We start from the raw sequence: 26,133 nt of genomic DNA, 5'->3' as shown, positions 1-26,133 counted from the left end.
GGACGGCATGACGACCCAGCCCGTCGTATCCCTGCGCCGTGTCACCGCCGAACTGGGCTCACGCCCCGTCCTGCGCGGCATCGACCTGACCGTGCACCGCGGCGAGGTCGTCGCGCTGCTCGGCGCGAACGGCTCCGGCAAGTCGACCGCCGTGCGCAGCGTCATCGGCCAGGTCGCGGTCAGCGGGGGCGAGATCGAGCTCTTCGGTACACCTCGGCACCGCTTTCGCGAGTGGCGGCGCGTGGGGTACGTCCCGCAGCGCACGACCGCGGCCGGCGGCGTGCCCGCCACGGTCACCGAGATCGTCGCCTCCGGCCGGCTGTCCCGCGCCCGCTTCGGCGTGCTGCGCCGGGCCGACCACAAGGCGGTGCGGCACGCCCTGGAGCTCGTCGGCATGGCGGACCGCGCCAAGGACTCCGTGAACGCGCTCTCCGGCGGCCAGCACCAGCGGGTGCTGATCGCCCGCGCGCTGGCCTCCGAGCCCGAACTGCTGATCATGGACGAGCCGATGGCCGGCGTCGACCTGGCGAGCCAGGAGGTCCTGGCGCGGACGCTCAGGCAGCAGGTGGCGGCCGGCACGACCGTGCTGCTCGTCCTGCACGAACTCGGCCCGCTGGAGCCGCTGATCGACCGCGCGGTCGTCCTGCGCGACGGCTGCGTCCTGCACGACGGCCCGCCGCCGGCCGCGGTGGGCCAGCACGCGCTGCCCGGCCACGACCACGTACACCCGCACACGGCTCACGACGCCGAACCGATCCGGACGGGACTGCTGAGCTGATGGAGATCCTCGACTACGCGTTCATGCAGCGGGCGCTGCTCGCCGCCGTCCTGGTGGGCATCACCGCGCCCGCCGTCGGCATCTACCTCGTCCAGCGCCGCCAGGCCCTGATGGGCGACGGGATCGGCCACGTGGCGATGACGGGCGTCGGCCTCGGCTTCCTGCTGTCGGCCAACCCCGTGTGGATGGCGACGGCCGTCTCGGTGCTGGGCGCCGTGATCATGGAACTGATCCGCTGGTACGGCAGGACACGCGGCGACATCGCGCTGGCCATGCTCTTCTACGGCGGCATGGCGGGCGGCGTCATGTTCATCAACCTCGCCCCGGCCGGCTCGAACGCCAACCTGACCTCGTACCTCTTCGGCTCGCTCTCGACGGTCAGCGAGTCCGACGTGACGGCGATCTGCCTGCTGGCGGCCTTCGTGGTGCTCGTCACCGTGGGGCTGCGCCGCCAGCTGTTCGCGGTCAGCCAGGACGAGGAGTTCGCGCGGGTGACGGGACTGCCGGTGCGCGCGCTGAACCTGCTCACCGCCGTCACGGCGGCGGTCACGGTGACGGTCGCCATGCGCGTCGTCGGCCTGCTGCTGGTGAGCGCGCTGATGGTGGTCCCGGTCGCGGCGGCCCAGCAGCTCAGCCGCAGCTTCGCCGCCACCTTCGCCATCGCCGTCGCCATCGGGGTGAGCGTGACGATCGGCGGGACGGTGACCTCGTTCTACCAGGACGTGCCGCCCGGTGCGACGATCGTGCTGCTGACCATCGGAGCGTTCATCGCGCTGACCGCGCTCGCGACGCCGCTCGCCCGGCGCCGGGCCCGGGCCGCGGCGGCCGGGCAGACGCCCGGGGACCCGGCGGAGTGTGTGATTCCGGCCGGCCGCGCCCCGGAACGCAAGGTCGGCGTCTGACCACGGACAGTCCGGACTGGCACAATGGCCGGGCAAGGGCAGACGTGAGGAGGCAACGGTGACTACTGCTGGATCGCCCGTTCGGGGCCGCTCCACCCGGCAGCGTGCCGCCGTGGCGGCGGCGCTCGACGAGGTGGACGAGTTCCGCAGTGCGCAGGAGCTCCACGACATGCTCAAGCACAAAGGTGACTCCGTCGGACTGACCACCGTGTACCGCACGCTGCAGAACCTCGCCGACGCGGGCGAGGTGGACGTGCTGCGCACCTCCGACGGCGAATCCGTCTACCGGCGTTGCTCCAGCGGCGAGCACCACCACCACCTCGTCTGCCGGGTCTGTGGCAAGGCGGTCGAGGTGGAGGGCCCGGCGGTCGAGAAGTGGGCCGAGGCGATCGCCGCGGAGCACGGCTATGTGAACGTCGCGCACACGGTGGAGATCTTCGGCACCTGCGCGGAGTGCGCCGCGGCGACCACCTGAACCCCGGAGGGGATCAGACGCGCGTCAGGTTGCGGTCGAGGATCGCCCGCAACCGGTCGACGTCCTCGGGAACGCGCACGGCGCGCTTGGGCAGCACCGTGAAACCGACGGCGTTCCTGTCGGGGCTGATCATGACGAAGACGTCCGCCGTCTCCCGGTAGCGGGGCTGCGCGACCCAGTTGAGCGCCGTGGCGGCGTTGTCGGTGCGCACCGTCACCCCGGCGTCCGTGACGGTCACGCGGAACGTCCCCTGGCGCTCCGCGAGCCGGTGGAACTGGCGGGCCGTGAGCCAGGGCGACAACAGGACCAGCGGCGCGCACGCGACGAGCCAGATCGCGGGATATACGGACGCGTCCTGTCCGGCCAGCGCGAGCGCGGCCTCCAGCGCGACCACGACGGCCACGCCGCCCAGCACCCAGAACTGCCGCCTGCCCGCCCTGCTGACGCCTCGGCGCGCCCTCAGCGCCGCCGACAGGTCCCCCACGGTCGGCCGGTACTCCAGCTCGACGGTATCGGCCCCCTGCTCCCGCGGCTCCTCCGGCGACTCCCGCGGCTGTTCCGGCGACTCCTGCCGCCGCGCAACGCCCTGGTCCTCGACCACGGCCCCTCCCCAGTTCGGTGGTGACGAGCCGTGATCGTAACGCCCGATGCGGACGACGCCGCCAGGGGCGGGTACCACGCCGCGGGGGGTCGCCGGTGTTACGACCCGTCGCCCCGCATGTCCCGCTCCATCGCGAGCAGTTGCTCGTTCGGGACGGCGCCGCCGAAGCGGCGGTCGCGCTGGGCGAACTCCACGCAGGCGCGCCACAGGTCACGGCGGTCGAAGTCCGGCCACAGCACGTCCTGGAAGACCATCTCGGCGTAGGCGCTCTGCCAGAGCAGGTAGTTGGAGGTGCGCTGCTCGCCGCTGGGCCGCAGGAACAGGTCCACGTCCGGCATGTCCGGGTAGTAGAGGTACTTCGCGAAGGTCTTCTCCGTGACCTTGTCCGGGTCGAGCCGGCCCGCCCGCACGTCCTCCGCCAGGGCCTGCGCCGCGTCCGCGATCTCCGCACGGCCGCCGTAGTTCATGCAGAAGTACAGAGTGAGCCGGTCGTTGTCCTTGGTCTGCTCCTGGGCGACCTGGAGCTCCTTGGCGACCGACTTCCACAGCTTGGGCATCCGGCCCACCCAGCGCACCCGGATGCCGAGCGCGTCGAGCTGGTCACGCGTCTTGCGGATGAAGTCACGGTTGAAGTTCATCAGGAAGCGCACCTCGTCGGGCGACCGCTTCCAGTTCTCGGTGGAGAACGCGTACAGGGAGATGGCCCCGACCCCGGCCTCGATCGCACCCTGCAGCACGTCCAGCACCCGCTCGGCGCCGATCTTGTGCCCCTCGGTGCGGGGCAGCCCGCGCTCCTTGGCCCAGCGGCCGTTCCCGTCCATGACGATCGCCACGTGGTTGGGGACCAGCTCGCCGGGGAGCTTGGGCGCGCGGGCACCCGACGGGTGCGGCTCCGGCGTCTCGTACTCGCGGCGCTGGCGCCCCAGGAACCCGCGTACCACCATGTGCTTCTCGTCTCCCTAGGTCTTGCGTCCGTTGCCCTGCACTACTTCATCACTTCTCGACGTACCGCAGTGAGCGCAGCCCGCGCTCCAGGTGCCAGTGCAGATAGGCCGAAACCAGCCCGCTGCCCTCCCGGACGAACCGCGGCTCGCACGCGTCCGCGGTCTCCCAGTCTCCCGTGAGCAGTGCGCCCAGGAGTTCGAGGGCCCCCGCCGAGGGTACGACGCTGCCGGGCACCCGGCAGTCGACGCAGACGGAACCTCCCGCGGCGACCGAGAAGAACCGATTCGGTCCTGGCATTCCGCACTTGGCACAGGAGCTGAAACTGGGCGCGTAACCGTTCACGGCGAGGGAGCGCAGCAGGAAGGCGTCGAGGACGAGGTGCGGTTCGTGCTCACCGCGGGCCAGGGTGCGGAGCCCCCCGACGAGCAGCAGATACTGCTGCACCGCGGGCTCCCCCTCGTGGTCCGTGAACCGCTCGGCGGTCTCCAGCATGGCCGTCCCGGCCGTGTACCGCGCGTAGTCCGTCACGATCCCGCCGCCGTACGGGGCGATCGTCTCGCTCTGCGTGCACAGCGGCAGGCCGCGCCCGATCAGCTCGCTGCCCCGCGCGAAGAACTGCACGTCCACGTGGGAGAAGGGTTCGAGCCGCGCCCCGAACTTCGACTTGGTGCGCCGCACGCCGCGCGCCACGGCCCGTACCCGGCCGTGACCGCGTGTGAGCAACGTGATGATCCGGTCCGCCTCACCCAGCTTCTGGGTGCGCAGCACGATGCCGTCGTCGCGGAACAGACTCATGGGATCCATTCTCGCCTACGGCGCCCGCGCCCCGGCCCGGACCGCCCCCTTTCGTTCCGCGCGCTCCCGTCGCCCCCTTCAAGGGACCTCGCCGCGGCTGCGTGCGTTGGCGTACGCGGTGGCCGCGCTGAGCCGCTCCGCCGGGGTGGCCCGGCGCACCGCGCCCGGATCGCAGTCCCACTCCCGGCCGCCGCCCAACGGCCTCAGCTGTACGTACGGCCCCACGTGTCCCATGACCATCCCCACCCTCCCGGTGCCCACGTCCACGGCGTACGAGCCGACCGGTGGCCTCGCCGGCGGCTTCACCGCAGCGCCGCCCGGTCGGTCCGGTGCGGCGGCAACGTAATTCCGGCCTTCTTCCGTGGTGCCCGCAATTCCTTCACCGTTACCTCCGCCTCTTCGGCGCGGGGCGCCGAGTGTTGTGCCCTCACCCTGTTCCCCGGACTTTCGGAGTTTCACGCTTCACGTCTCCGTGGTGCCACTGTGCACCTACACTCGGCAGGAGTCTCTCCTCCACAAGTGCTGCACGTCATAGGACGTTTGACCTGTGGCCAAGGGTGCATGACAGACGGTGTGCGATTTCCTTCCGGAACCACGCCGGACAGCTCGAACGGCCCATTCGCAAAACACGTTCGGATGCGTCGTCGCGGATCCGAAAAAACCTGGAACCCGATGGTCCTTTCGAGTACGCCGGGCCGAATCCGAAGAAGGCCGGCGCGCACGCACCGGACGGGGAATTCCACGGCGTACACCGCCTCCGGGCCGTACCGGTCGGTGGCCGGCCGTCGGCGGGGACGACACGGATCGCCATCGGACGGCTGCCGTCGGCGGGAGGGTCGCGAGCGGAGCCGGTGTGTACGGGCGGGCGCGTGCGGCGCTGTCGGCGGGCGCCCGTACTGTGCACCCAACGCCGTCTCGCATCAGCCGCACTGGAGGAACCATGTCCGCGAGCGCCCGTCTCGTCACCACGCTCGCCGGCCCGCTGGACACGGCCGCGGCCGGCGCTCCGGACGTGCTGTGCCTGCCGGACCGGACACTGGTCCTGCAGAGCGACGACGCTCAACTGGCCGCGTACGACCTGGCCGAGGCCCTCGCGGGCGAGGCCTCGGTGGCGCGCTTCCCGGCGCCGTGGCGGCGCCGGTTCGGGACGCGCACGGTCGCGCCGGGGCTGGACGTCGCCGTCTTCGCCGGGGTGCACGCGATACGGGCGGTGGACAGACGTGGCGCGACGCTGTGGGAGGTGCGGCACGGCTGCTGGGAGGGCGGCTGCCGGGAGTTGCACACCTCGGTCGACGAATACACCGACAGCCGCGACCACTTGTACGCCGACAGCGGCTCGGCGGTCTTCTCGGCGGACGGCAAGATCGTGTGGGCCCATGTCCGCGGACCGCTGGCCGAGGACGGCGAGGACCCGGAGGTGCTCGACGAGTGGCTGGTGCTCGACGCGGCCGACGGGACGGTGCTCGGGGAGGCGGACGCGCAGACGGTGGCCGCCGGTTCGGACCACGTGTCGCACCCGGACCCGGGGCAGATGGGGCTGAGCGTCGGCGAGGGCCAGGACGGGGTGCCGCTGCTGTGGGGCCGCTGGGACGGCGAGCGGCTCTCCGTCGACCGGATCGGCGACGACGACCGGATCCTGCTCGCGGTGAGCCCGTCCGGCGAGCACTTCCTGACGGTCACGCACTATCAGGAACTCCTCGCCCTGCACCGGGTCGCGGACGGCTCGGTCGTCTCCGAGCTGGACGCCGAGGAGGCCGTCGCGCCCCATCCCGCGCTCCCGCCCCAGAACGACGAACCCGAGGCGCACTGGGACTACTACGCCGGTTTCCTCGACGAGCACACCGTCATCACGGGCACGGTCGAGGCCGACGAGGAGTTCGGGGCGGGACGGCACTGGCTGGTCGACGTGCGCGACATGCGCCTGCTCGGCGAGGTCGGCTATCCGTTCCCGATATCCGGTGTTCCCCTGGCCCTGGGCGACGGCAGCTGGTGCACGGTCGACGAGGACACGAACGAACTCCAGGTGTGGCGGCTGGACGCCTGAGCCGGGATTCGCGGTGGCTCCGGGCGGGGTTCCGGGCGCGGCCCCCCGACCCGGCGCCCGGCCCCCGGGAGCGGGTTCGGGGCGTGCTCGGTCGGTGAAGCGCCGTACGTACCGCGGTCGCCGGCGCGTCTCCACGGCGTGCCGCTCGCGGACGAAACGCCTGCCGCCCGGTCGGGCGGCAGCCCGTCGAGGACGGCCGGACAGGCCAGGGCGGTGCAGGGCCGGCCGGAGCCGTCACCCGGCAGGGCGCTCCCCCGGAAGCCGCGTTCAGCTCACGCCGCGCGACTCCTGGGCCGCCCTCGCCTCGATTCCGCGGAAGTGGTCGGCCATCGCGCGCTGCGCGGCCTCGACGTCGCGGGCGCGCAGCGCCGTGACGATGTCCCGGTGGCGGCGGACCGTCACCTCGGGTGCCGGGTCGTCCGTCCAGCCGCGGACGCCGGCGACCCGGCTGAAAACCGTCCAGAAGGCGCCGAGCAGCTGCGGCACCAGCGCGTTGCCCAGCGGGGCGTACAGCAGTTCGTGGAATTCCCGGTCGAGTTCGGGGAAGGGGCGGCCCGCGCGGCCCGCCTCCTCCATCGCGGCCACGACGGCTTCGAGCCGGTCGAGTTCCGTCCCGGTGACCACCGCCGCGACCCGGTGTATCAGCCCCTCCTCCAGGACCTCGCGGACCTGGAGGATCTCCGCCAGCGCCCCGGTCTCGTTCGTGTCGTCCTGCTGGGCGAGCGTGCGGAAGGTGAGGCCGTCGACGAAGGGGGTCAGGGAGGCCTGGCCGACATAGGTGCCGTATCCGTGCCGGATGTCCACTATGTCGAGCGCCTGCAGGGCCTTCAGGGCCTCGCGGACGGAGTTGCGGCTGACCCCGAGGTCGTTCATCAGCTCCGTCTCGGTGGGCAGCGGGGCGCCCGCCTGGAGCCTGCGGTCGAGGATCAGCTGCATGACCTCGCGCTGGATCTGGCTGCTCACCCGGCGCTCTGGCCTGCGCCGGCTCCCGGTCTCCTCGGCCATGCGCCGCATCGTACGCTCACTGGACATCCGACGTCCCACCTCCGGGCGGATTCAGCACCAACTACCCGTATGTCAAGGCTTCATTGGTCGCACCTCTGGAAGATACGCCATTCGTGTGCGAGCCCTTGACCACCCTCACGGCCCCTCCTAGTGTCGCGCTGCCCCTATGACGTAGGACGTCGTATCTCTGCCTCTCGGACCACCTCTCCCCACTGGAGGAACCGTGCGCGACGTGACCGACCTCCCGGCGCCGCACCGCCGGTCGTTCCTGAAGTACACGGGCGCGCTCGGCGCGGCCGCCGCACTCTCCTCGTCGCTGGCCGCCTGTTCGTCCGGCCCGCAGTCCACCAACGACACCGGCGGCGGGAAGGGCGGCAAGGACGCCACGCTCACCGCGGTCATCGGCTACGGGAACGACGGAAGCTGGGACCCGACCCAGACCGCGTCCGCCTTCTCCATGGCCGCCAACCAGCACATCTACGAGGGTCTGCTCGACACCGACCCGATCTCGCGGGAGCCCTACGCGGCCCTGGCCACCGAGGTCCCCTCCGACCTCACCGGCACCTCGTGGAAGTTCACGCTGCGGGCCGGGGCCACCTTCCACGACGGCAAACCCGTCACCGCCGACGACGTGGTCTTCGTCTTCGACCGGATTCTCGACCCCAACACCCAGACCCTCGCCAAGGGGTTCTTCGAGAGCTGGCTGAAGGAGGCTCGCAGGATCGACGCCACGACGGTCGAGCTGATCCTCAAGTTCCCCTTTCCCGACGGCCTTTCACGGCTCACCCTGGCGAAGATCATGCCGCGGCACATCTTCTCCCGGCCGGGTGCCTGGAACGACGCGATCAAGGGGAAGGCGGTCGGTTCCGGGCCCTACCGGCAGACCGCCCACCATCCCAAGTCGAACACCACCTTCGAGGCCTTCGCCGGCTACAACGGCCCGCGTCCGCCCGCCTTCAAGCGGATGAACTGGCTGACGATCGTGGACGCGGCCCCGCGCGTCGCGAAGATCTCGGGCGCCAGCGCCGGCGCGCAGATCGCCGACAACATCCCGTACGCCAACATCGAGCAGCTCAAGAAGGGCGGCATGAGCGTCCAGGGGGGCGCGGGGATGAACAACCTCTTCCTGATGTTCAACACCCGGCACAAGCCCTTCGACGACATACGGGTGCGCCAGGCGCTGCACTACGCCATCGACACCGCCAAGATGGTCGAGGTCGCCCTCAGGGGGCACGGCAGGCCGTCGAGTTCGTTCCTCAACGAGGGCAACCCGACCTACCGGTCCGCGAAGACCGTCTACGGGTACGACCCCGAGAAGGCGAAGAAACTCCTGAAGGCCGCCGGGGTGACGGGGCTCAAGGTCGACATCCTGGCGGTGAACGTCAGCTGGATCGTGGACTGTCTGCCGACCATCAAGGCCTCCTGGGACGCGATCGGCGTCGAGACCACGCTCTCGCCGCAGGAGACGACGGCCGTGTTCACCAAGATGGACCAGAAGCAGGACTACCAGGTCGTCGCCGCCGCCTCGAACCCCAACCAGTTCGGTCTCGACGCCGACCTGATCATGCACTACAACTACGGCCCGCAGAACCTGTGGATGCAGTACGCCCGTTGGGCCGACGACCCGGTCGCCCGGCAGCTCTTCAAGGACATGGACCGGGCGACACGGGAGCCGGACGCCGACCGGAAGAAGGCGATGATCCAGGACTACGTCGACGTCGTCGCCGAACAGGCCGTGCTCTACCCGGTGGTGCACAACGAGCTGATGACGGCCTGGGATCCCGGGAGGCTCTCGGGGATCAGGGCCCAGCCCTACCCGGGGATCAACCTCCTCCAGGCGAAGTGGGCATGACGGACCGGGGAGTTCGCCGATGACGGCCATCGTCCGCATCCTGGCCCGCCGGATCGTCCTGCTCGTCCCGCTGCTGCTCGGCATCGTGCTGTTCGTCTTCCTGGTGATGCGCTTCTCGGACGTCGACCCGGCGTCCGCGTTCTTCCAGGGCGCCAACCCCACCCCGCGGCAGCTGCACGACTTCCGGGAACGCAACGGCCTGCTCGACCCCTTCCCCGTCCGCTACGTCCACTTCGTCGGTGACCTGCTCCACGGCGACCTGGGCACCAGCGCCCTGACCCGGGCGCCGGTCGTCGACCAGGTCACCACCGCACTGCCGCTCACCCTCCAGCTGACCTTCCTGGGCCTGGGCATCGCGGTGGTGCTGGCACTGCTCGGCGGGGTCACCGCCGCGCTCCACCGCGACCGGCTGCCCGACCAGGTCATCCGGGTCGTGTCGCTGACCGGGGTCGCGGCACCGGCCTTCTGGCTGGCGCTGCTGATGATCCAGTACCTGGCCGTGGACCTGGGCTGGTTCCCGACCGGCGGCTACGTCAACCCCGGCGACTCGCTGAGCGGCTGGCTGAGAACGATGACGCTGCCGGCCTTCGCGCTCTCGCTGCCGGTCGCCGCGCAGCTCACCCGGATCGTCCGTACGGCCGTGGTCGAGGAACTGGACAAGGACTACGTACGGACGGCGGTCGGGAGCGGGCTGCCGCCCCTGGTCGTGGTCGGGCGGAACGTGCTCCGCAACGCCCTGATCAACCCGCTGACCGTGCTGGGGCTGCGGGTCGGCTATCTGCTGGGCGGCGCGGTCGTCATCGAGACGATCTTCTCGCTGCCCGGGATGGGCAAGCTGATGATCGACGCCGTGCAGAACGGCGACCCGGCGGTCGTCCAGGGGGTCGTCCTGACGACGGCCACCGGCTTCGTGGTCGTGAACCTCGTCATCGACATCCTGTATCTGCTGGTCAATCCACGCCTGAGGGACGCCGCTCGATGATCATCACGCGCAAGAGTCTCGCGGTGGCCCTCTCCCGGCCGGGGATCCGGCTGCGCCGGCTCCCCGTCCTGTCCCGGATCGCCGTCTGCTTCCTGGCCGTCGTCGTCCTGCTGGCCCTGTTCGCCCCCCTCCTCGCCCCGCACGACCCGCTCGACCAGCAGCCGCGGGCCGACGGCAGCGGGCATCCCTCCGCAGGCCACTGGATGGGGCAGGACAGCCTCGGCCGGGACATCCTCAGCCGGCTGATGTACGGCGCCCGCTGGTCCCTCGCGATCGGGCTCGGCGCCACCGCGCTGGCCCTGGTCGTGGGCGCGCTCCTCGGCGCGGTCGCGGCGACCTCCCGCAAGGCGGTCGACGAGACGCTGATGCGCTGCCTGGACGTGGTGATGGCGTTCCCCGGTATCGCGCTGGCCGCCGTCCTGGTCGCGGTCTTCGGCGGCGGCATCACGGTCCTGATCTGCGCGATCGCGTTCCTGTTCACCCCGCCGGTGGCCAGGGTCGTCCGGGCGAACGTGCTCGACCAGTACGGCGAGGACTACGTGACGGCCGAACGGGTCATCGGTGCCCGCACGCCGCACATCGTGCTGCGGCACGTGGCCGTCAACTGCGCCGCCCCCGTCCTCGTGTTCTGCACGGTCCAGGTCGCGGAGGCGATCGTCTTCGAGGCGTCGCTGTCCTTCATCGGCGCGGGCGTCCGGCCGCCGGACCCCTCCTGGGGCAGTGTCATCGCGGACGGCAAGAACATGGTGCTGACCGGCGGCTGGTGGGCGACGGTCTTCCCCGGCCTGCTGATGCTGATCACCGTACTGTCGCTGAACGTCCTCTCCGAGGGGGTGTCCGACGCCTGGGCGGCGCCGCCCGCGCGGGAGGTGGAGACCGGCGGGGACCGGCTGGAGACGCCGGAGCCGGGCAGCGGAGCGGTCCTCGAACTGCCGGATCTCGCGAAGGCGGCGGCCCGGCTGCGCTCCCGGGCCCGCCCGCTGCCCACCGGCCCGCCGGTGCTCCGCGTCGAGAACCTCGCCATCGGCTTCGACGCCCGGCACAGCGGCGTGGACATCGTCGACGGCATCAGCTTCGAGGTGCGCCCGGGTGAAGTCCTGGGTCTGGTGGGCGAGTCGGGCTGCGGGAAGTCGCTGACGGCGCTCGCGGTGATGGGCCTGGAGCCGCCGGGGTCCCGGGTGCGCGGCCGGGTCCTCTTCGACGGTACGCAGTTGGTGGGCGAGCCGATGCGGGTGCGGCGGCGGCTGCTGGGCCACGAGATGGCGATGGTCTACCAGGACGCGCTGTCGTCGCTGAACCCGGCCATGACGATCCGGGCGCAGCTGAAACAGGTGGTACGCAGGGGCGGCAGGCGCTCCCCCGCCGAACTGCTGGCGCTGGTCGGCCTCGATCCCGGCCGCACGCTGCGCAGTTACCCGCACGAGCTCTCCGGCGGCCAGCGCCAGCGCGTCCTGATCGCGATGGCCCTCTCCCGCAGTCCCCGGCTGATCGTCGCCGACGAACCGACGACGGCGCTCGACGTGACCGTGCAGGCGCAGATCATCACGCTGCTGCTGCGGCTGCGCGAGGAGCTGGGCTTCGCCCTGGTCCTGGTCTCGCACGATCTGGCGCTCGTCGCGGACGTCACGGACCGGGTGGTGGTGATGTACGGCGGCCGGATCGTGGAGACGGGGGTGACGGCGGACCTGGTCCAGTCGCCCGCCCACCCCTATACGCGGGGCCTGCTCGGCAGTGTCCTGTCCCTGGAGTCGGCGGCCACCCGTATGACACAGATCAAGGGGGTCGTGCCCTCCCCGGCCGACTTCCCGGCGGGCTGCCGGTTCGCCGACCGCTGTCCGTCGGCGACCGAGGTGTGCCGGACGACGAGACCCGCCCTGCTGGGCACGCCGACGCACACGGCGGCGTGCCATCACCCGGCGGTGGAGCTGACGACCACGGAGAGCGAGACCGTCTCATGACCGCACTCGTCCGGCTCGCGGACACCCATGTCGTCCACCGCGCCCGCAGCGGCAGCCTGTTCGCCCGCGACCGGGTGTACGCCCTGACCGGCGTCGATCTCACCGTCGCGCCCGGCGAGACGGTCGGGGTCGTCGGCGAGTCCGGCTGCGGGAAGTCGACACTCGCGAAGGTGCTGGTGGGCGTCCAGCGGCCGACGTCCGGCACGGTGACGTTCGGCGGCCGCGACCTCTGGACGATGAAGCCCGCCGAGCGGCGCGCGGCCGTCGGCGGCAACACGGGCATGATCTTCCAGGACCCGTCGACGGCGCTGAACCGCCGGCTGCCCGTACGACGGATCCTGCGCGACCCGCTGGACGTGCACCGGCGTGGCACCCCGGCCGAACGTGAGCTGCGGGTACGGGAGTTGATGTCCCTGGTGGGCCTGCCCCGGGCCCTGACGGAGGCCCTGCCGGGGCAGCTCTCCGGCGGTCAGCGCCAGCGTGTGGCCATCGCACGCGCCCTGGCGCTCGACCCGGACCTGGTGGTGGCCGACGAGCCGACGAGCGCGCTGGACGTGTCGGTCCGCGCCCAGATCCTCAACCTCCTGCTGGACCTCAAGGAACGGCTCGGGCTCGCGCTGGTGTTCGTCTCGCACGACATCCAGACGGTACGCAGGATGAGCGACCGGGTGGTCACGATGTATCTCGGCCGGATCGTGGAGGAGTCCCCGGCCGCGGAGGTCACCGACCGGGCCCGGCACCCGTACACCCGAGCCCTCTTCTCGGCGACGCCGGGTCTGCTGGCACCGATCGATCCCATCCCCCTGGCGGGCCCGGTGCCCTCGGCCACCCGTCCGCCCAGCGGCTGCCCCTTCCGCACCCGCTGCTGGAAGGCGGACGGAACCTGTGCGTCCGCCATGCCGGGCTTCACGGCCGCGTCGACCCCCGGACACCGCTTCCGGTGCCACCATCCTGTGGAGGAGGGCGAGTCGACGCGCGACCTGGTGGCACAGGCCGTGGCGGTCTCTCCCCCCGTGGCCGACATCCCCGCCCAGCATCACCAGCATCAGCCCTAGGGAGCCTCCATGCCGATCCCCGCCCCGCTGACCGGTGTCGTACCGCCCGTCTGCACCCCCCTGACACCGGACCGCGAGGTGGACGTGCCCTCCCTCGTCAGGCTCGTGGACCATCTGGTGGACGCCGGGGTCGACGGCCTCTTCGTGCTCGGCTCGTCCTCGGAGGCGGCGTATCTGACGGATGCGCAGCGCCGGCTGGTGGTGGAGACGGTGAGGGCGCACCTCGGCGGCCGGCTGCCCCTGCTGGCGGGCGTGATCGACATGACGACCCCCAGGGTGCTCGACCACGTCGCGTCGGTCACCGCGGCGGGGGCGGACGCGGTGGTGGCCACGGCGCCCTTCTACGCCCGTACCCACCCCGCGGAGATCGCCCGGCACTACCGTCTGATCGCCGCGCGCTCCTCCGTGCCCGTCTTCGCCTACGACCTGCCGGTGTCCGTCCACACCAAGCTGGGCGCGGAGCTGGTGCTCGAACTGGCCGCGGACGGGGTGCTGGCCGGTCTCAAGGACTCCAGCGGTGACCTGGGCGGGTTCCGTGCGGTGGTGACGGGGGCGAGGGCGCGTCCCGGTGTCACCGGTTTCAGTGTTCTCACCGGTTCCGAACTCGTCGTCGACTCGGCGCTCGCGCTGGGGGCGGACGGGGCGGTGCCCGGTCTCGCCAACGTCGATCCGCACGGGTACGTACGGATCGACCGGTTCTGCCGGGAGGGGGACTGGGAGCGGGCCCGGGCCGAGCAGGAGCGGTTGTGCGCGTTGTTCGGGATGGTGGGGGTCGGTGACCCCGGGCGGATGGGGAGCGGGTCGTCGGCGCTCGGGGCGTTCAAGGCTGCGCTGTTTCTGCGGGGGGTGATCTCGTGTCCGGCGACGGCGGAGCCGCAGGTGCCGTTGTCTGAGGGGGAGGTGGAGCGGGTGGGCAAGTACCTGGCGACGGCGGGGCTTCTGTAGCCGTTCTTTCGCCCCCGCCGCCCCTACCCGACCCGTCCCCGGGGGCTCCGCCCCGGACCCCGCCAAGGGGCTGCCGCCCCCTGGACCCCCGCTCGCCCGAAGGGCTCGTCCTCAAACGCCGGACGGGCTGAAGATCCGCAGCCCAGGCCCGCACCATCAGCCCGTCCGGCGTTTGAGGACAAGGCCCTCAAGGCCGGAGCGGGGGTCTGGGGGCGGAGCCCCCGGGGATGGGACGGGTAGGGGCGGCGGGGGCGAGAGCAGCGGCCGCGAGGCGACGGAACTCGATGCGGGCGTACGGACCCGACTCCCCCGTCTCGTAGAGGATCCCGACCCGCCCGGAACCGAGCGGCACGAGGTCCGAGTACGCGGCCGGCCGCGCGGAGAGGGTCGTGGCCCTGGTGAACGTGCCCCCCGCGTCCGTGCTGCTCCACACCGCCATGCCCCGCCGCGCGTGAGGGACGGACGGCCCGGAGAAGAGAAGGGGAGCGCGCCGGCCGGGCAGTTGCAGGACGCTGCCCTGGACCACCGGCACATCGTTCAGCCCCGGCTGGACGGCGTACGGCCGGGACAGCGTCCGTCCGCCGTCACGGGAGTACGCGTCCAGCCGATGCCCGCCCGAGCCCCCCGTACCGTTCTGGTCCCGCGCACTGAAGTACAGCCGCCCGTCGGGAAGTTCGGCCACACCGCTCTCGTTGACGTTGAGCCGTCCGTCGTACGAGTCGTCGACGAACCCGAGGCGCCAGTCCCGTCCGCCGTCGTCGCTGTAGAGGGCGTGCCCGCCGTAGTACCGGGGCTCCCGGCCGGTGTCGGCCGAGCCGGGCGGCGGCGCGGAGGAGTGGTCGGCGGGAACGACCAGCCGCCCGGCGTGCGGACCGTGCCGCAGGGCGATCGCGTGCCCCGGCCCCGTGGCGTACCACCGCCACCCCGGCCGTTTCACCGCGCCGGTGATCTCCCGGGGGGCGGAGAAGTGACGGCCGTCGTCCCCGCTCGTCTGGACGAAGACACGGCGGCCGAGTCCCCGCGCGGCCTCGCCCCGTATGATCTGCGCCTCGGTCACCCGGCCGCCGTTGAAGCAGGTGAGCAGGACGACGCGGCCGCTGCGAGGGTCCACGACGGGCGCCGGGTTGCCCCGGGTGTCCCCGTCGCCGGCCGTGACGACCCGCAGCGGACCCCATGTGCAGCCTCCGTCGGCGGACCGTCTCAGGACGACGTCGATGTCCCCCGTGTCGCCCTTGCCGTCGTGCCGTCCCTCGGCGAAGGCGAGCACCGTGCCCGCGCCGGTGCGGACGACGGCCGGGATGCGGTAGGTGTCGTAGCCGTCCTGGCCGGCGGTGTACGGCACGGAGGCCGCGCAGCGGGGCTCGGACCGGGCGGCCGCGGACGCGGTGCCGACGACGGCGGGAGCGGCGACGAGGCCCAGGGCCAGCGCGGCGACGAGGCTGCGTCTCAGGGTGGCCTCGCTCTCGCCTCGCACACCACGAGGCGCGCTACGTCACGTAGCGAACACATTACCCCGGGTGACGGCGAGTGACACCGGGTGATGGCCCGTACTTCCGCGGCCCGGCCTAGGACGGCGTGCGCGCCGCGACCAGGAGCCGTGTCACCTCGTCCGCGCAGATCGTCAGCGCCGCGCCGACGGTGGAGAGGACGTCCCGCTCGGCGGGCGTGTACGGCCCGTCGGCCAGGGCGATCCGCGCTCCCTGGAGCAGGATCGATTCACGGCCGGCCGACGCGAGGTGCGGCGCGAGCGGGTCCAGGGCCTCGTGGAGCTCTATCGCGAGTCCCGCCCCGCAGGGCTCTCCGAAGAGCCGGCCGGTGTCGGCGGCGAGGGCCTCGACGAGTGCGGCGAGCTGGTCCTCGGTGCAGTCGTCGAAGCCGGCCGAGCGCACCGCGACGGCCGCGGTCTCCAGGGACGTACGGGAGCAGGTGCCGCCGGCCGCGAGCACGGCGAGCGCGACGGTGTGGACGGCGTCGCGGAGCATCGCCGAGAAGCGGGTGGTGGTGGGGTGGTCGAGGACGTCCGCGCCGTAGTGGCGGCGACAGGCGGCGCACTCGACGACGGGGCCCGTCTCACCGCGCGGCAGGACCGGTACGCCCAGAAGGGTGAAGCGGCGGCGCCCGGTGAGGCGCTGGTAGTTGCGGTCGCCTCCGCAGCCCGGGCAGAAGAACTCGCCGTCCCCCATGGTGGTCCACGCGGTACGGGTGCCCAGGATGCGGGGAACCTGAACTGCACGACCGTTTCGTCCCCACCCTGGCAGCACCGTCGCACACCTCCGTAACGCCGCGGCAACATCGCCGCGCTGGCGTGATGTTAGCCACATTGTCGAGGCGGAGTCAGTACCCCGGACGAGACCTCTCCGTGATCTTCACGGGGATTGGCCGGTAAACGACGTGGCCCCGCCCGCCTCGAAAGGCGGACGGGGCCAGGAAAACGCCGGTCAGAGTGGTCAGCGGGCCGCGCGGTTGACGGCGGAGACCACGGCCTTCAGCGAGGCACGTGTCGTATTCGCGTCGATCCCGATTCCCCACAGGACCTTGTCACCGATCGCGCACTCGATGTAGGACGCGGCCTGCGCGGACGCGCCCTCGCTCATCGTGTGCTCCTGGTAGTCCAGCAGGCGTACGTCGACGCCGATGGACTGCAGGGCGTCGAAGAACGCGGAGATCGGACCGTTGCCGGTACCGGTCAGGACGGTGTCGACGCCGTCCACCGACGCCTCGACGGTCAGTGAGTCGATACCGTCGCGGTCGGTCGTGGTCTGGCCGGTCTTGACCTGGATGCGGCCCCACGCGTTCTGGGGGTTCGGCAGGTACTCGTCCTGGAAGATCCCCCAGATGTCCTTCGGGGTGACCTCGCCGCCCTCGGCGTCCGTCTTGGCCTGGATGATCTTCGAGAACTCGATCTGCATCCGGCGCGGCAGGTCCAGCTTGTGGTCGTTCTTCAGGACGTACGCGATGCCGCCCTTGCCGGACTGCGAGTTGACGCGGATGACGGCCTCGTAGCTGCGGCCGACGTCCTTCGGGTCGATCGGCAGGTACGGGACGGCCCACTCGATGTCGTCGACGGTGACGCCCTTCGCGGCCGCGTCGGCCTCCATGGCGTCGAAGCCCTTCTTGATGGCGTCCTGGTGGGAGCCGGAGAAGGAGGTGTAGACGAGGTCGCCGACGTACGGGTGCCGGGCGTGGACCTCCATCTGGTTGCAGTACTCGGCGGTGCGGCGGACCTCGTCGATGTTCGAGAAGTCGATCTGCGGGTCGACCCCCTGGGAGAACAGGTTCATGCCCAGGGTGACCAGGTCGACGTTGCCGGTGCGCTCGCCCTGGCCGAACAGGCAGCCCTCGATGCGGTCGGCGCCGGCCATCAGGGCCAGCTCGGCGGCGGCGACGGCCGTACCGCGGTCGTTGTGCGGGTGGACGGACAGGCAGACGTGCTCGCGGCGGGAGAGGTTGCGGCTCATCCACTCGAAGCGGTCCGCGTGCGTGGAGGGGGTCGAGCGCTCCACCGTGGCGGGCAGGTTCAGGATGATCTCCCGGCCGGGGCCGGGCTGCCAGACGTCCATGACGGCCTCGCAGACCTCCAGGGCGAAGTCCAGCTCGGTGTCGGTGAAGATCTCGGGGCTGTACTGGTAGCCGAAGGTGGTGCGCTCGTCGAGCAGCTTCTCGGCGTACTCCATGACCAGCCGGGTGCCGTCGACGGCGATCTGCTTGATCTCTTCCTTGGAGCCGCGGAAGACGACCCGGCGGAAGACGGGGGCCGTCGCGTTGTACAGGTGGACCGTGGCCCGCCTGGCGCCCACCAGGGACTCCACCGTGCGCTCGATCAGGTCCTCGCGGGCCTGGGTCAGTACGGAGATCGTGACGTCGTCCGGGATGGCCGACTCGTCCTCGACGATCGAGCGGACGAAGTCGAAGTCCGTCTGGCCGGAGGCCGGGAAACCGACCTCGATCTCCTTGTAGCCCATCCTCACCAGCAGATCGAACATCTCGCGCTTGCGGGCCGGGGACATCGGGTCGATCAGCGCCTGGTTGCCGTCCCGCAGGTCCGTCGACAGCCAGCGGGGGGCGACGGTGACACGCTGGTTCGGCCAGGTGCGGTCCGGGATGTCCACCTGCTCGTACGTGCCGTACTTGTGGATCGGCATGGCGGTGGGCTGCTGGAAGTTCGGCATGATGCGTGGGCTCCTCAGAGGGTGTCCGGAAGGACGGCCGACGGCGCAACGCCGAACTCCGCGGGGAGGGAGTCGGCCTCGACTACAGGCCCTCGCCGCGGCAGCTAAGGAGAAGCAGCCCGAAACGCATGATGCTCCGCAGCCTAGCCGAGCCACGCTCCGTGCGGGGGGCTGTATCAGTATGCGGGATCGCCGACCCATTAGGAAGAAAACCGACAAAACGTACGTCACATCACTCAGGGTGAGTCTTCATACCACTCAGGAGCGGACGCGGGCACTCCCTATCACCGCATTTCACACGATCTTGGTCGCCGGTAGTGACATGGAGGTGACTCAGTGCAATGGTGCCGGGCATGACCGCCAACGCGGCAGGCTTCGAGCCTGTCTTCTGCACCATCGTGCCGCCCCACGTCCTCGACACGCTGGCCCAGCACGAGGACCCCGCACTCTCCGGGCCCGCGCGCCGCACCCTGGAGCGCGACGCCTTCGAGCGCACCCACCGCCGGCTGACCACGGTCATCGGCGCGCCCACGGTGGCCGCGCCGCAGGGCGCTGCCACGGACAAGCCGCAGCGCACCGTCTACGACGCCCGCCACCACCAGGACCTGCCCGGCACCAAGGTGCGCGGCGAGGGCGACAACCCCGGCACGGACGCCACCGTCAACCGCGCGTACGCCGGCCTGGGGGCCACCTTCGACCTGTACCTCAACGCCTACGCCCGTAACTCGATCAACGGCGAGGGGCTTCCCCTCGACGCGAGCGTGCACTTCGACCGGGACTACAACAACGCCTTCTGGAACGGCGAGCAGATGGTGTTCGGGGACGGTGACGGCGAGATCTTCCTCGACTTCACCATCCCGGTCGACGTCATCGGCCACGAGCTGACCCACGGCGTCACCCAGTACACGGCGAACCTCACCTACTTCGGCCAGCCGGGCGCGCTCAACGAGTCCATGTCCGACGTCTTCGGCTCGCTGATCAAGCAGTACACGCTCGGCCAGACCGCGGCCGAGGCCGACTGGCTGATCGGCGCCGGCCTGCTCGCCCCGCGGGTCACCGGCAAGGCGCTGCGTTCCATGAAGGAACCGGGCAGCGCCTACGACGACGACGTGCTCGGCAAGGACCCGCAGCCCGCGACCATGGACGGCTATGTGCGCACCGGCCGCGACAACGGCGGCGTCCACATCAACTCCGGCATCCCCAACCACGCCTTCTACCTCGTCGCCCAGGCGCTCGGCGGCCACGCCTGGGAACGTGCCGGACAGATCTGGTACGACGTCCTCACCGGCGGCGAGCTCCCGTCGCAGGCGAGCTTCGCCGACTTCGCCGGGCTGACCGTCGCCCAGGCACGCAGCCGGTACGGGGAGGGCGAGGAACTGCAAGGGGTGACGAAGGCCTGGGAGCAGGTCGGGGTCGCGACGTCGTAGCCCCGGCGCCCGATCCGTACTAGACAGGACCCATGCGTATTCAGGTGAGGCGCACGGGCGGATTCGCGGGCATCGAGCGCCGGGCCGAGATGGACACCTCGGGGCGGGCCGACGGCCGTGAGTGGCAGGCCCTGGCCGAGCGGGCGGTCGCCGCCGGCCGGGGCACCCGCCCCGCCGGGGTTCCGGACGGTTTCAGCTACGAGATCACGGTGGACGGCAGGACGGTGTACGCGGCCGACCCGAGTCTGACGGAGGAGCAGAGGGAGCTGATCTCACGCGTGCTCAAGGAAGGGGCGTGAGAGGGGGCGCCAGGACGGGGCGGCGCCGGAGAAGCGGCAACTCGTAGTTCACGCCCGCCCGTTGACTTCCTTAACTGTCGGTAAGGATGATCGCGCGCATGGCGACGAACCCCCTCCCGCAGTTCCCGCCCGGCTTCCTCTGGGGCGTGTCCACCTCGGCCCACCAGATCGAGGGCGCCGTCCAGGAGCGCGACCCCTCGGTGTGGGACGCCTTCACCGCCGAGCCCGGCCGCGTCAAGGACGGCTCGACCGCGGCGGTGGCCTGCGACCACTACCACCGCTACCCCGAGGACGTGGCGCTCCTCGCCGACCTGGGCGTGGACGCGTACCGCTTCTCGGTCTCCTGGCCCCGGGTGAACTCCCCCGGCGGCCTCGACTTCTACGACCGGCTCGTCGACGCGCTGTGCGCCGCCGGGGTGCGCCCCGTCCCGACCCTCTTCCACTGGGACCTGCCGCTGGAGCTGGACTGGCTGAACCGGGACACCGCGGAACGCTTCGCCGAGTACGCCGCTGTCGTGGCCGCCCGGCTCGGTGACCGCGTACAGAAGTGGATCACCCTGAACGAGCCCGCCGAACACACCCTGCTGGGCCACGCGCTCGGGGCGCACGCCCCCGGCAGGCGGCTGCTCTTCGACGCGCTGCCGGTGGCCCACCACCAACTCCTCGCGCACGGCCTGGCGGTACGCGCGCTGCGCGCAGCCGGGGCCGCCGACATCGGGATCGCCAACTCGCACGGGCCGACCTGGGCGGCGTCCCGGAGTCCCGAGGACGTGGCGGCCGCGGACTTCTACGACCTCCTCCTCAACCGGCTGTTCGCGGACCCGCTGCTGCTGGGCGGCTATCCCGAGGGCATCGGCGAACTGATGCCGGGGTATCCCGAAGGCGTCGAGGCCGACCTGAAGGTGATCGCGGAGCCGTTGGACTGGTACGGGATCAACTACTACCAGCCGACCAGCGTGGGAGCCCCGCAGGGTACGGAGATCGAGTTCGGCGGCCTGACGCTGCCCGCCGAACTCCCCTTCTCGGTAAGGGAACTGAAGGGGTACCCGGTCACGGACTTCGGCTGGCCGGTGGTCCCCGAGGCGCTGACCGAACTGCTGGTGGGCTTCCACGAGCGCTACGGCGACCGGCTCCCGCCGGTGGTCATCACCGAGAACGGCTGCTCGTACGAGGGCATCGACGACCAGGAACGGATCGCGTTCCTCGACGGTCATGTCCGGGCCCTGCACCGGGCGTCCGAGCAGGGCGTGGACGTCCGCGGCTACTTCGTGTGGTCACTGCTGGACAACTTCGAGTGGGCGGAGGGGTACGCGCGCCGCTTCGGGCTGGTGCACGTCGACTACGACACGCAGAAGCGCACCCCGAAGGCGTCGTACGCCTGGCTGCGGGACGCCCTGCGGGCGCGGGGATGACGGCGGCGGACCCGGCCGCGACGCCCCTGAGCGCCCTCGCCGAGCCCGTCGAACGGGTCGGCCGGGGCTGGACATCGGCGCTCTCGCTCGCCAACGGGGCGATCTGGGTGGGCTGGTACGGCCCGCTGCAGATCCTCCTCGCCTCCCAGGCGGAGGACTTCGCGCCCGGCACCGGCCTGTCCAAGGAGACGATGCTGGCATGGGTGACCGGCGCGGGCGCGGTCGTGTCGCTGGTCGCCAACCCCGTCTTCGGCGCGCTCTCCGACCGGACCACGGCCCGCCGGGGCCGCCGTACACCGTGGATCGTGGCCGGGTCCGCGGGCGGCGCCCTCTCGCTGCTGCTCCTGGCCGGGGCGGGCGGAATCTGGACGATGGCGCTGGGCTGGTGTCTGGTCCAGCTGACCCTGAACGCGGCCTTCGCCGCGGTCACCGCGGCCGTCCCCGACCGGGTGCCCCGGCTCCAGCGGGGCTCGGTGGGCGGCTGGCTGGGCGCGGCGCAGATCCTGGGCGTCGTCGGCGGGACGGGCCTGGCGACCGTGGCCGGGGGCGTGGGCGGCGGCTACGCGGCCTGTGCGGTGTTCACGCTGGTGGGCGTACTGCCGTACGTGCTGCGCTTCCCGGACCTACGGCTGCCCCCCGCGCACCGGCCGCCCTGGTCGTGGCGCACCTTCGCCGCCTCCTTCCGGCTGAGCCCCCGCGACCACCCGGACCTGGCCTGGGCCTGGCTGACCCGCTTCCTGATCAACCTCAGCAACGCGCTCGTCCTGCTCTACCTGCTGTACTACCTGCGTGACCGGCTGCACTACGGCGATCCCGAGAACGGTGTGCTGGTCCTGACGGCGGTCAACGGTGTCACGCTGCTCGCCACGGTCGTGGTCGGCGGGGTGTGGTCGGACCGGGTGGGCCGCCGGAAACCGTTCGTGATCTGGTCGGGTGTGCTGATGGCCCTCGCCACCGGGGTCCTGTCCGGCTGGCAGACCTGGCCGGGCGCGATCGTCGCGGCCGCGGTGCTGGGCGTCGGCTTCGGCGTCTTCACCTCGGTCGACTTCGCCCTGATGACGGACGTGCTGCCCACCGCCCTGGATCGCGGCAAGGACCTCGGCGTCATCAACGTCGCCAACGCCCTGCCCCAGGTGGCCGCCCCGGCGCTGGCGGCCCCGATCGTGACCTACCTGGGCGGCTACCGGGTGCTGTACCTGGTCGCGGCGGTGATCGGACTCGCGGGGGCGGTGCTGGTGCGGCGGATCCGGGGCGTCGACTGAATTCGGGTGCCCGGGCGGGACCGTTCGTCTTGGATGACGTCATGCCCCCTGTGCACACACCCCTGGACCGGCTGGAGCGCTACTACGACGCGGTACCGCGCGCCGCCGCGCGGACCGAGGACTTCGGGCCCCTGACCCTCTTCGTGCGCGAGACGGCCGGCTGGCCCTACTACGCGCGCCCCACGCTGGACCGGACGGGTCCGGCCGCCACCGTCGCGGACGTGGACCGGGTGCGGGCGCGGCAGCGGGAGCTGGGGGTGCCCGAGGCCGTCGAGTGGGTGGCGGAGGTGACGCCGGGCCTGCGGGAGGCCGTCGAGGAGAGTGGGCTACGGGTGCACGCGCACCCTCTGATGGTCCGCGACCAGGCCGCTCCGCTGCCCGGCCCGCATCCCCTGGTCCGGGTCCTGGGACCCGAAGACCCCTTCCTCGCGGGTGCGTTGGCGGTGCCGCACCTCGCCTTCGCGGCGCCCGGCAGCGCGTCGGGCGAGGCCGGGGCCGAGGCACTGGCCGCCGTGATCACCGCCCGCGGCGGGGAGGTTCCCGCCACCGCCGACCGTATCCGGGCGGGCCGCGGCGTCCTCGCCGCGGCGGTCGGGGGCGGCGTCGTGCTCTGCTCCGGGATGCACCTGCCCGTCGGCCGCGTGAGCGAGATCGTGGGCGTCGGCACCCTGCCCGCCGCACGCCGCCGCGGACTGGCCTCGGCTGTCACCGCCGCGCTGGTGGCCGACGCGCGCGAGCGGGGCGTCGACACCGTGTTCCTCTCGGCCGGGGACGACGACGTGGCCCGTATGTACGCCCGCCTGGGCTTCCGGCGCGTGGCCACGGCCCTGATCGCGGAACCCGTGGAGTGATCGCGGAGGACCGCCCCGCCCGCGCTCCGCGGACGGATGGACTTCGGCCACTTTCGCCGCGTCTCCGAGGAATCCCCCGGGTGTCCCTTGCCATCCCACGCCGCCGGCGCATCAATGGAACCGCACGTTCCGACGGACCGTCAGATACGCCGTGCGGCGTCCCGCACCCCGCTCGCCGACGGTCCCCGCGTACACGTCTCTCCGCACCCGCACCGGAGCCCCGGTGACGCGTCCGTGTGCCCGGTACCGGAGACACACCGGTGCCGTCCCTCCATCCCCACATGGCAATTCCCGTACAAGGGAAGGGAACCCGATGAGACGCAAGCAACTGGGAACCGCCGCGGCGTTGGCCGCCGGCACCCTCGCCGCGGCCGGCCTGGCCTTCGCGCCGACCGCCGCGGCCGTCAGTCCGCCGACCGCCACCATCAGCGCCACCTGCACACTCGGCGGCGGCGGTGCGGCCACCCTCACGGCCACCCAGAACGGCACCGCCGCGACGATGACCCTCAGCTCCACCTCGATCACCTCCCCGCTCCCCCTGGCGCAGGACTCGATCGCCTCCACGCTGACGCTGACGAAGGCCGGGGGCGGCACCACCGCGTTCACCGGCACGAAGAACCCCGCCATCGCGGCCGGCGACGGGGTCTCCGTGGGCCCGCTCGACGGCACCGTCGCCGCCGGGGACAGCCTGGACGCGTACGGCGGCTCCCTGCGGATGGTGGTCTTCGGCATCACCATCTCGTGCACCGCGGACGCGCCGCAGTCACCGGGCCCGTTCGTCTTCGACTGATCCCCGCCCGCGCGCGTGCGGACCGGTGTCGCCTCCGCGCGGCGGCACCGGTCCGCGCTCCCGGCCGCACTACCGGCCGGCCCACGAACCCACCGGGCCGGTGATGTTGACACGATCTGATGGGCCATCAGTCGATGGCCCGGCGTTCCATTGACTTCTCTCACGACCCGCACGTCAATGGCCCCCTGTCGGCGCGGACGAGCCGCTGCGCCCGCATCCCTCAGGAGGGGGCAACAACCATGGGAACCACGGGTTCGACAACCCGAAGACGCCGCTGGGCGGCGCTGCTCGGGGCGACCGCGCTGGCGGTCACCGCGGGCGGAGCGCTGGCCGCCCCGGCCTCCGCCGTGTCCACGGAATCCCAGAACGTGGACTTCGCCACGCACTGCATCCCACCGGCCGTCGCGGGCATCCCCCCGATCGACGGCACCACCACCGCGGTCGTCTCGGTGGACAACGCCACTCCCAAGGTCGGTGACACCGTCACCGTGACGTACAAGGTGGTCACGCCCGCCGCGAGCAACCCCACCGCCATCAACCTGCCGGCCGACATCATGACGCCCACCGGCAAGGTCACCCTCGGCGGGGCCCAGACGGGCTCCATCACCGTCGCGGGCCCCAAGAAGAACGACCCGGTCGCGGGCAACGCCCCCTTCCCGTCGTTCAGCATGACCGGCACCTTCACGGTCACCGCGCCGGGCGCCATCACGCTCTCGCCCGGCGACTACAACATCCACACCAGTTACATCCTGGAACTCGACACCCCCTGCACGGTCACCAACCCGCCCGCCCCGGTCTCCGACACGGTCACCGCGACGGACGGGAGCCAGACCAACACCCGGGCCCTCACGCTCGGCACGGCCTCCGGGAAGCCCGGTGACAGCGTGACCGTCACCGGCAGCCACTTCACCCCGGGCGCCACCGTGACCCTCGCCGGACGGTCCGGCACCACCCAGACCGCCGACACCGCCACCGCCACCGCCGACGCTCAGGGCGCGTTCAGCGGCACGCTGGCCGTCAACGACAAGACGACGACCGGTGTGGTGGCGTACGAGGGCGCGAGCTGGAGCGACGACAAGGGCGCGGGACCGGCGGCGTACGTCGTCGTCGACGACACGCCTGTCCCCGGCAACGCCCAGAAACTCACCACCACGGTGAAGGCGGGGACACTGTCGATGTCACAGGCCGGGGACGCCGTCCAGCTGTCGGCGGTCGACTTCGGCCAGGGCGGGGCCTCGGACGGAGCGCTGCGCACGGTGACCGTCAAGGACTTCCGCGGCGGACCCGCGGGCTGGTCCCTGACCGGCAAGGTCACCGACTTCACCGGTCCCGGCGCCAAGATCGACGCCGGCCGGCTGAGCTGGAGCCCCGCCTGCGCCACCAAGGCGGGCAGCCCGAGCACCTGTCAGGCCGGTTCGTCCGGCACGGTGGGGCTTTCGGGAGCGACGCTGGCGTCCACTCCCAACGGGGGCCTCGCCGGCGGTGAGTTCACCGTCGACGCGGGGCTGTCGCTGAACGTGCCCGCGTTCACCCCGCCGGGTTCGTACTCCGGCGTGCTCACGCTGACGCTCACCTGACCGTTCCGT

The 26,133-nt window shown here is 71.8% G+C and carries 24 protein-coding genes; 16 read left to right on the top strand and 8 right to left on the bottom strand.

Annotated elements, in window-relative coordinates; all coding sequences use genetic code 11:
• Positions 1-7 precede the first annotated feature (7 nt).
• From OG199_RS27960 to OG199_RS27950, 3 genes are read left to right on the top strand one after another with little or no spacing between them, the layout of a single operon-like run.
• A complete protein-coding gene (locus tag OG199_RS27960) occupies positions 8-778 on the top strand; it encodes a metal ABC transporter ATP-binding protein (protein WP_405831802.1) in 771 nt (256 codons plus the stop codon).
• Positions 778-1,680, top strand: a complete 903-nt coding sequence (locus OG199_RS27955; protein ID WP_356809197.1) for a metal ABC transporter permease — start codon at positions 778-780, stop codon at positions 1,678-1,680. Before OG199_RS27960 ends, OG199_RS27955 begins: the two co-directional genes overlap by 1 nt.
• A 58-nt stretch (positions 1,681-1,738) precedes the next feature.
• Complete coding sequence (locus tag OG199_RS27950) at positions 1,739-2,155, top strand: transcriptional repressor (protein WP_356809198.1); 417 nt, start codon at positions 1,739-1,741, stop codon at positions 2,153-2,155.
• A 13-nt stretch (positions 2,156-2,168) separates the two neighbouring features.
• Here OG199_RS27950 and OG199_RS27945 read toward each other — a convergent pair whose 3' ends face one another.
• The 4 genes from OG199_RS27945 to OG199_RS27930 all read right to left on the bottom strand — a co-directional run bounded on the left by OG199_RS27945 (position 2,169) and on the right by OG199_RS27930 (position 4,802).
• Entirely contained in the window at positions 2,169-2,756 is a 588-nt protein-coding gene (locus tag OG199_RS27945; RefSeq protein WP_405831801.1) for a hypothetical protein, read from the bottom strand.
• 98 nt (positions 2,757-2,854) lie between these two features.
• Entirely contained in the window at positions 2,855-3,700 is an 846-nt protein-coding gene (locus tag OG199_RS27940) for an isoprenyl transferase (RefSeq protein ID WP_266699046.1), read from the bottom strand.
• A gap of 49 nt (positions 3,701-3,749) precedes the next feature.
• Positions 3,750-4,496 (bottom strand): DNA repair protein RecO, encoded by a 747-nt coding sequence (recO, locus tag OG199_RS27935; protein ID WP_356807663.1) that lies wholly within the window; start codon positions 4,494-4,496, stop codon positions 3,750-3,752.
• A gap of 78 nt (positions 4,497-4,574) precedes the next feature.
• Positions 4,575-4,802 (bottom strand): hypothetical protein, encoded by a 228-nt coding sequence (locus tag OG199_RS27930; RefSeq protein ID WP_356807665.1) that lies wholly within the window; start codon positions 4,800-4,802, stop codon positions 4,575-4,577.
• 634 nt (positions 4,803-5,436) lie between these two features.
• Here OG199_RS27930 and OG199_RS27925 point away from each other — a divergent pair.
• On the top strand, positions 5,437-6,540 hold the full coding sequence (locus tag OG199_RS27925) for a hypothetical protein (RefSeq protein WP_356807667.1): 1,104 nt from the start codon (positions 5,437-5,439) through the stop codon (positions 6,538-6,540).
• Between the two features lie 267 nt (positions 6,541-6,807).
• Here OG199_RS27925 and OG199_RS27920 read toward each other — a convergent pair whose 3' ends face one another.
• On the bottom strand, positions 6,808-7,554 hold the full coding sequence (locus OG199_RS27920; RefSeq protein ID WP_356807677.1) for a FadR/GntR family transcriptional regulator: 747 nt from the start codon (positions 7,552-7,554) through the stop codon (positions 6,808-6,810).
• A 214-nt stretch (positions 7,555-7,768) separates the two neighbouring features.
• On the opposite strand from OG199_RS27920, the gene OG199_RS27915 reads away from it, so the two are divergent.
• The 5 genes from OG199_RS27915 to OG199_RS27895 are packed head-to-tail and all read left to right on the top strand — an operon-like array spanning position 7,769 to position 14,337.
• A complete protein-coding gene (locus tag OG199_RS27915) occupies positions 7,769-9,397 on the top strand; it encodes an ABC transporter substrate-binding protein (protein ID WP_405831798.1) in 1,629 nt (542 codons plus the stop codon).
• A 19-nt stretch (positions 9,398-9,416) separates the two neighbouring features.
• A complete protein-coding gene (locus tag OG199_RS27910; protein ID WP_402171432.1) occupies positions 9,417-10,379 on the top strand; it encodes an ABC transporter permease in 963 nt (320 codons plus the stop codon).
• A complete protein-coding gene (locus OG199_RS27905) occupies positions 10,376-12,337 on the top strand; it encodes a dipeptide/oligopeptide/nickel ABC transporter permease/ATP-binding protein (RefSeq protein WP_405831796.1) in 1,962 nt (653 codons plus the stop codon). Before OG199_RS27910 ends, OG199_RS27905 begins: the two co-directional genes overlap by 4 nt.
• Positions 12,334-13,392, top strand: a complete 1,059-nt coding sequence (locus OG199_RS27900) for an oligopeptide/dipeptide ABC transporter ATP-binding protein (protein ID WP_401799118.1) — start codon at positions 12,334-12,336, stop codon at positions 13,390-13,392. Before OG199_RS27905 ends, OG199_RS27900 begins: the two co-directional genes overlap by 4 nt.
• Before the next feature lie 9 nt (positions 13,393-13,401).
• Positions 13,402-14,337: a dihydrodipicolinate synthase family protein gene (locus OG199_RS27895; protein ID WP_356807675.1), complete on the top strand. Its 936-nt coding sequence runs from the start codon at positions 13,402-13,404 to the stop codon at positions 14,335-14,337.
• A gap of 187 nt (positions 14,338-14,524) precedes the next feature.
• Here OG199_RS27895 and OG199_RS27890 read toward each other — a convergent pair whose 3' ends face one another.
• The 3 genes from OG199_RS27890 to leuA all read right to left on the bottom strand — a co-directional run bounded on the left by OG199_RS27890 (position 14,525) and on the right by leuA (position 18,506).
• Complete coding sequence (locus OG199_RS27890; RefSeq protein ID WP_405831794.1) at positions 14,525-15,811, bottom strand: exo-alpha-sialidase; 1,287 nt, start codon at positions 15,809-15,811, stop codon at positions 14,525-14,527.
• Between the two features lie 91 nt (positions 15,812-15,902).
• Positions 15,903-16,598, bottom strand: a complete 696-nt coding sequence (locus OG199_RS27885) for a TerB family tellurite resistance protein (RefSeq protein ID WP_351722489.1) — start codon at positions 16,596-16,598, stop codon at positions 15,903-15,905.
• 186 nt (positions 16,599-16,784) lie between these two features.
• Positions 16,785-18,506: a 2-isopropylmalate synthase gene (leuA, locus tag OG199_RS27880; protein ID WP_405831792.1), complete on the bottom strand. Its 1,722-nt coding sequence runs from the start codon at positions 18,504-18,506 to the stop codon at positions 16,785-16,787.
• A 353-nt stretch (positions 18,507-18,859) separates the two neighbouring features.
• Here leuA and OG199_RS27875 point away from each other — a divergent pair, with 353 nt between their 5' ends.
• The 7 genes from OG199_RS27875 (at position 18,860) to OG199_RS27845 (ending at position 26,124) form a co-directional block, all read left to right on the top strand.
• Entirely contained in the window at positions 18,860-19,933 is a 1,074-nt protein-coding gene (locus OG199_RS27875; RefSeq protein WP_356804918.1) for a M4 family metallopeptidase, read from the top strand.
• A 32-nt stretch (positions 19,934-19,965) separates the two neighbouring features.
• Positions 19,966-20,232: a protealysin inhibitor emfourin gene (locus OG199_RS27870; RefSeq protein ID WP_168528028.1), complete on the top strand. Its 267-nt coding sequence runs from the start codon at positions 19,966-19,968 to the stop codon at positions 20,230-20,232.
• An 86-nt stretch (positions 20,233-20,318) separates the two neighbouring features.
• Positions 20,319-21,644: a GH1 family beta-glucosidase gene (locus tag OG199_RS27865; protein WP_405831790.1), complete on the top strand. Its 1,326-nt coding sequence runs from the start codon at positions 20,319-20,321 to the stop codon at positions 21,642-21,644.
• Positions 21,641-22,906, top strand: coding sequence for an MFS transporter (locus tag OG199_RS27860; RefSeq protein WP_356804914.1), 1,266 nt, complete (start codon positions 21,641-21,643; stop codon positions 22,904-22,906). The genes OG199_RS27865 and OG199_RS27860 overlap by 4 nt, the downstream gene beginning before the upstream one ends.
• Before the next feature lie 41 nt (positions 22,907-22,947).
• Positions 22,948-23,757 carry a GNAT family N-acetyltransferase gene (locus OG199_RS27855; protein WP_405831788.1) on the top strand — a complete coding sequence of 270 codons (810 nt, stop codon included), beginning with the start codon at positions 22,948-22,950 and terminating at the stop codon, positions 23,755-23,757.
• 313 nt (positions 23,758-24,070) lie between these two features.
• A complete protein-coding gene (locus tag OG199_RS27850) occupies positions 24,071-24,547 on the top strand; it encodes a hypothetical protein (RefSeq protein WP_356804911.1) in 477 nt (158 codons plus the stop codon).
• 239 nt (positions 24,548-24,786) lie between these two features.
• Entirely contained in the window at positions 24,787-26,124 is a 1,338-nt protein-coding gene (locus OG199_RS27845; protein WP_356804909.1) for a beta-xylosidase, read from the top strand.
• Positions 26,125-26,133 lie beyond the last annotated feature (9 nt).

It is taken from the genome of Streptomyces sp. NBC_01176 (assembly GCF_045039825.1).
GTDB lineage: Bacteria > Actinomycetota > Actinomycetes > Streptomycetales > Streptomycetaceae > Streptomyces.
This window is presented reverse-complemented; position numbering and strand designations above follow the sequence as displayed.

Bases quoted from the DNA above. Each gene is read 5' to 3' on its own strand.
- OG199_RS27850 (WP_356804911.1), top strand. From the start codon at position 24,071: ATGAGACGCAAGCAACTGGGAACCGCCGCGGCGTTGGCCGCCGGCACC.
- OG199_RS27905 (WP_405831796.1), top strand. From the start codon at position 10,376: ATGATCATCACGCGCAAGAGTCTCGCGGTGGCCCTCTCCCGGCCGGGG.
- OG199_RS27955 (WP_356809197.1), top strand. From the start codon at position 778: ATGGAGATCCTCGACTACGCGTTCATGCAGCGGGCGCTGCTCGCCGCC.
- OG199_RS27910 (WP_402171432.1), top strand. From the start codon at position 9,417: ATGACGGCCATCGTCCGCATCCTGGCCCGCCGGATCGTCCTGCTCGTC.
- OG199_RS27925 (WP_356807667.1), top strand. From the start codon at position 5,437: ATGTCCGCGAGCGCCCGTCTCGTCACCACGCTCGCCGGCCCGCTGGAC.
- recO (WP_356807663.1), bottom strand. From the start codon at position 4,496: ATGAGTCTGTTCCGCGACGACGGCATCGTGCTGCGCACCCAGAAGCTG.
- OG199_RS27860 (WP_356804914.1), top strand. From the start codon at position 21,641: ATGACGGCGGCGGACCCGGCCGCGACGCCCCTGAGCGCCCTCGCCGAG.
- OG199_RS27895 (WP_356807675.1), top strand. From the start codon at position 13,402: ATGCCGATCCCCGCCCCGCTGACCGGTGTCGTACCGCCCGTCTGCACC.
- OG199_RS27940 (WP_266699046.1), bottom strand. From the start codon at position 3,700: ATGGTGGTACGCGGGTTCCTGGGGCGCCAGCGCCGCGAGTACGAGACG.
- OG199_RS27855 (WP_405831788.1), top strand. From the start codon at position 22,948: ATGCCCCCTGTGCACACACCCCTGGACCGGCTGGAGCGCTACTACGAC.
- OG199_RS27845 (WP_356804909.1), top strand. From the start codon at position 24,787: ATGGGAACCACGGGTTCGACAACCCGAAGACGCCGCTGGGCGGCGCTG.
- OG199_RS27960 (WP_405831802.1), top strand. From the start codon at position 8: ATGACGACCCAGCCCGTCGTATCCCTGCGCCGTGTCACCGCCGAACTG.
- OG199_RS27870 (WP_168528028.1), top strand. From the start codon at position 19,966: ATGCGTATTCAGGTGAGGCGCACGGGCGGATTCGCGGGCATCGAGCGC.
- OG199_RS27920 (WP_356807677.1), bottom strand. From the start codon at position 7,554: ATGCGGCGCATGGCCGAGGAGACCGGGAGCCGGCGCAGGCCAGAGCGC.
- OG199_RS27875 (WP_356804918.1), top strand. From the start codon at position 18,860: ATGACCGCCAACGCGGCAGGCTTCGAGCCTGTCTTCTGCACCATCGTG.
- leuA (WP_405831792.1), bottom strand. From the start codon at position 18,506: ATGCCGAACTTCCAGCAGCCCACCGCCATGCCGATCCACAAGTACGGC.
- OG199_RS27900 (WP_401799118.1), top strand. From the start codon at position 12,334: ATGACCGCACTCGTCCGGCTCGCGGACACCCATGTCGTCCACCGCGCC.
- OG199_RS27865 (WP_405831790.1), top strand. From the start codon at position 20,319: ATGATCGCGCGCATGGCGACGAACCCCCTCCCGCAGTTCCCGCCCGGC.